Below are 4,008 nucleotides of genomic sequence, written 5' to 3'. Positions count from 1 at the left end.
GCCACAGGTGCCGAAATGCCGGCAGGCCGGCGTCACGCGCTGCGAGCTCTCGCGGCGCAGCGCCGTCATCGTCGCCTGCTCCCAGTTGTTCTTGCGGCGCCCCACGCTGACCTGGACCTGCTCACCGGGCAATGCGCCCTCGATGAACACCACCTTGCCTTCCGCGTTGTGCGCCACGCCTTGCGCTTCGAGGTCGAGGGACTCGACCGTCAGCCATTCATCGCTTGCTGTCATCCCCCGATTGTCTCAGCACCGCAGGGGCACCTAGAAAATCGAGTCGCGATCGATCCCGCTGCGCGCCATGCGGCGCTTGAGCTTGACCAGCGCCTCCTGCTGGATCTGCCGGATGCGCTCGCGCGTCAGGCCCAGCCGCTCGGCCAGCACCTCCAGCGTCTCGGGCTCGCGGTCGCGCAGGCCGTAGCGGCCCGACAGCACCTCGCGCTCGCGCTCGTTCAGCTCGTCCAGGCCGTGCTGCAGCAGCACGTCGATCTCGTGGTTCAGCGTGGTCGACAGCGGATCGCTCGCGCCTTCGTCGGCCACGCTGTCGATCATCGATTCGGAGTTCTCGCGGTCGATCGGCGCATCGAGCGAGGCCGGCAGTTCGGCGAACTTCAGCAGCTCGCTCACCTCCTGCACCGGCCGGCCGACACGGGCCGCGATGTCTTCGACCCGCACCGGCTTGTCGGTGCCGTCGCCGTGCGTGCCGTCGGCCTCGAGCGCGCGGCGCGCCTTCAGCACGTGGTTCAGCTCGCGCACCACGTGCACCGGCAGCCGCACCAGCCGGGCCTGGTGCATGATCGCGCGCTCGATGCTCTGGCGGATCCACCACGACGAATAGGTCGAGAAGCGGAAGCCGCGCTCCGGCTCGAACTTGCTGATCGCATGCATCAGCCCGAGGTTGCCCTCCTCGATCAGGTCGGTCATCGGCAGGCCGCGCCCGAGGTAGTTCTTCGCGATGCTGACGACCAGCCGCAGGTTGCGCTCGATCATCGACTGGCGCGCGCTGAAATCGCCGGCGCGGGCCCGCGTCGCGGTGTCGAATTCTTCCTGCGGCGTCAGCAGCGGCGTGCGGCGGATGTCGCGCAGGTAGGTCTGCAGCGTGTTGCCGACCTCGCCCTCGCCCGCCGCGATCTCGATCACCGGACGCACGTCGTCCGACGGCAGTTCAGGCTGCTCGTGCGGATCGCCCTGCGGATCGGCCTCGGCCGCGGATTCCGCCGGCTCGGCCTGCGCCGCGTCCATCTTCAGCGCCGGCAGCGGCGGTCTCGTGCCGGTGTCATGGCCCAGCGCATGCCCGTTCAGTGTGCTGCGCTTCTTGACCATGCTGTTGCCCGGGCTGGTGGAGGGTGGGCCGCGCCTCAGCGTGGCGGCAGGAGCTTCGCGGGATCGATCGGCCTGCCGAGCTTGCGGATCTCGAAGTGCAGCGCCACCCGGTCGGCATCGGTGGCGCCCATCTCGGCGATCTTCTGGCCGCGGCGCACGGTCTGGTCTTCCTTGACCAGCAGCGCCTGGTTGTGCGCGTAGGCCGTCAGGAAGGTGTTGTTGTGTTTCAGGATCACGAGGTTGCCGTAGCCGCGCAGCCCGGAGCCGGCATAGACGACGCGCCCATCGGCGGCCGCCAGCACCGGGTCGCCGGCCTTGCCGGAGATCGACAGGCCCTTGCTGCGCACGTCGTCGAAGCCGGCCACCACTGCACCGGTGGCGGGCCACTGCCAGTTGATGTCGTCGTCATCGCGCGGGGCGGGCGATACCGCCACCGGGGCGGTGGCAATCGCGACCGGCGCCGTGGTGGCCGAGGCCCCCGACGCGGGCCGCGGCGCATCGAGCGGCTTCACGTCGACCTTCGCCGCCGTCACGCCGCGCGTGGCCACCGCATTCGGGTCCGCACCCGGCGGCACGACGCGCAGCACCTGGCCGACCTCGATGACGTTCGGGTTGTCGAGGTTGTTCCACTTGATCAGGTCTTTCCAGTTCTGGCCGGTCTCGAGCCCGATGCGGATCATCGTGTCGCCCGGCTTCACCGAATAGAAGCCCGGCTTGCCGGCGTTCTCGGCGCCGGGCAGCGGCTTCACGGCCTCCGGCGTGCCGGCCACCGGTGCCGGCGTCGCGACCTGTGTGCCGCCGGCCGTCGTGACCGGGGCCCGCGTGCCACCGCGATCCTCGACCGGCGCGTGGTACTTCGTCGACGAACAGGCCGCGAGGGCAAGCGCCGCCAGCACGATCGCGATCGCTCGGGGGCCGGTCGAATGGCGGCGCGCGGCCGCGGGAGTCGAGGTGCTTGCCATCACTGCCACTGTCATCAATCCGTTCCTGATTTTAGGGGGACGAACAGCACGGCCTCATGAACCGTGCGCTCGTAGCCACCCTCTGTTCTGTCGACCACCACCAGCACCTGGCCCTGTCCTGCAGCCCGTTGCACCGGCGCCACCAGACGGCCGCCGACGGCCAGTTGATCGAGCCAGGCCTGCGGCAGGTCGTCGCCGCCGGCGGCCGAGATGATGCTGTCGTACGGCGCGTTCGGCGGGTGGCCCCGCATCCCGTCACCATACACCAGCCTGATGTCCGTCAAGCGCATCGGCGCCAGCAGCTCGCGCGCCTTGTCGTGCAGCGGCTTGAGCCGCTCCACCGACAGCACCTGCCGCGACAGCTGCGCAAGCACCGCCGCCTGGTAGCCGCAACCGGTGCCGATCTCGAGCGTGCGGCCCAGCGTGCGCCGCGTGCGTGCGGCGGGGCTCGCCATCAGCAGCTCGATCATGCGCGCCACCACCGAGGGCTTGGAGATGGTCTGCCCGAGGCCGATCGGCAGGCTGGTGTCTTCATAGGCCTGGTTGACCAGCGCCGTGTCGACGAAGGCATGGCGTGGCACGCGGGCCATCGCGCCGAGCACCAGCTCGTCGCGCACGCCGCCGCCGCGCAGCCGGTCGACCATGCGCTGGCGCACGCCGGCCGAATCGAGGCCGAGGCCGGTCGGCACCACGCGCTGGGCCGATGCGGCGGCCGCCTGCTGCACCGGCCGCTGCGGCCGCAGCACCTCGCGGCCCCTGGCCGGCGGCGCGAGCCGATCGAGTTGCAACGGAAACTTCGGTCGCTTCGGGGCTTCGCTCATGAACCCACCGCCTGCGACCACTGCCGCCACGCGGGCAGCCGGGCGTGATCGGTCAGGTCGACCTGCAGCGGCGTGATCGACACGCAGCCGTTCGCGGTGGCGTGGAAATCGGTGCCCTCGCCGGCCTCGCGCACGTCGCCGGCCGGCCCGATCCAGTAGATCGGCTCGCCGCGCGGGTTCTGCTGGCAGACCACCGGCTCGCTCGCATGGCGGCGCCCCAGCCGCGTGATGCGGCGCGGCAGCTCGACCGCATCGGGCCGGTTCGGGATGTTGACGTTGAGCAGCCACGCGCCCGGCGCCGGCGGGTTCGCGAGCACCTGCTCGACCAGCGAGCGCGCGAGCCGCGCGGCGGCATCGACCTGCGCCCAGCCCTTCTCGACCTGCGAGAACGCGATCGCCGGGATGCCGAACAGGAAGCCCTCCATCGCGGCCGCCACCGTGCCGGAATAGAGCGTGTCGTCGCCCATGTTGGCGCCGTTGTTGATGCCGGACAGCACCAGGTCGGGCCGGCGCGGCAGCAGCCCGGTCAGCGCGACGTGGACGCAGTCGGACGGCGTGCCGTTGATGTAGCGGAAGCCGTTGGCGGCGGTGAAGGCCGACAGCGGCCGGTGCAGCGTCAGCGAATTCGAGGTGCCGCTCGCGTTCTGCTCCGGCGCCACCACGTCGATCTCGCCGAGCCCTTCGCAGGCTTTCACCAGGGCTGCGAGGCCGGGGGCGAGGTAGCCGTCGTCGTTGGCGATCAGAATGCGCATCGGGGGATTGTAGGGATCCAGGAACGCGTCACCTGCGCGACGTGCACGCGCGACCGGCCTGCCTATCATCCGGCGCCACATTCAAGGAGACGACACGATGCAAGCCTGGCTGTGCGAGAACCCCATCGGCCCCGAGGCGCTGACCTGGAA

The 4,008-nt window shown here is 70.7% G+C and carries 5 protein-coding genes; all 5 read right to left on the bottom strand.

The genetic code is table 11. The annotated features are described in order from the left end of the window. Positions 1-234 (bottom strand): TRAM domain-containing protein (locus tag AC1D01_RS23855; RefSeq protein ID WP_477870750.1); only part of this gene is annotated, 234 nt, incomplete at its 3' end. Positions 235-264: 30 nt separating this feature from the next. Continuing rightward, the gene (gene rpoS, locus AC1D01_RS23850) at positions 265-1,323 is read right to left on the bottom strand and encodes an RNA polymerase sigma factor RpoS (RefSeq protein WP_477870748.1); all 1,059 of its coding nucleotides are present in this window, start codon (positions 1,321-1,323) and stop codon (positions 265-267) included. Positions 1,324-1,358: 35 nt separating this feature from the next. After that, positions 1,359-2,285, bottom strand: coding sequence for a peptidoglycan DD-metalloendopeptidase family protein (locus AC1D01_RS23845; protein WP_477870746.1), 927 nt, complete (start codon positions 2,283-2,285; stop codon positions 1,359-1,361). A 14-nt stretch (positions 2,286-2,299) separates the two neighbouring features. Then, the gene (locus AC1D01_RS23840) at positions 2,300-3,106 is read right to left on the bottom strand and encodes a protein-L-isoaspartate(D-aspartate) O-methyltransferase (protein WP_477870744.1); all 807 of its coding nucleotides are present in this window, start codon (positions 3,104-3,106) and stop codon (positions 2,300-2,302) included. After that, positions 3,103-3,858: a 5'/3'-nucleotidase SurE gene (surE, locus tag AC1D01_RS23835; protein ID WP_477870742.1), complete on the bottom strand. Its 756-nt coding sequence runs from the start codon at positions 3,856-3,858 to the stop codon at positions 3,103-3,105. Before surE ends, AC1D01_RS23840 begins: the two co-directional genes overlap by 4 nt. Between the last annotated feature and the right edge of the window lie 150 nt (positions 3,859-4,008).

It is taken from the genome of Rhizobacter sp. P3_B12 (assembly GCF_056402895.1).
The sequence above is the reverse complement of the archived record's forward strand: the minus strand, read 5'-3'. Positions and strand labels throughout refer to the sequence as shown.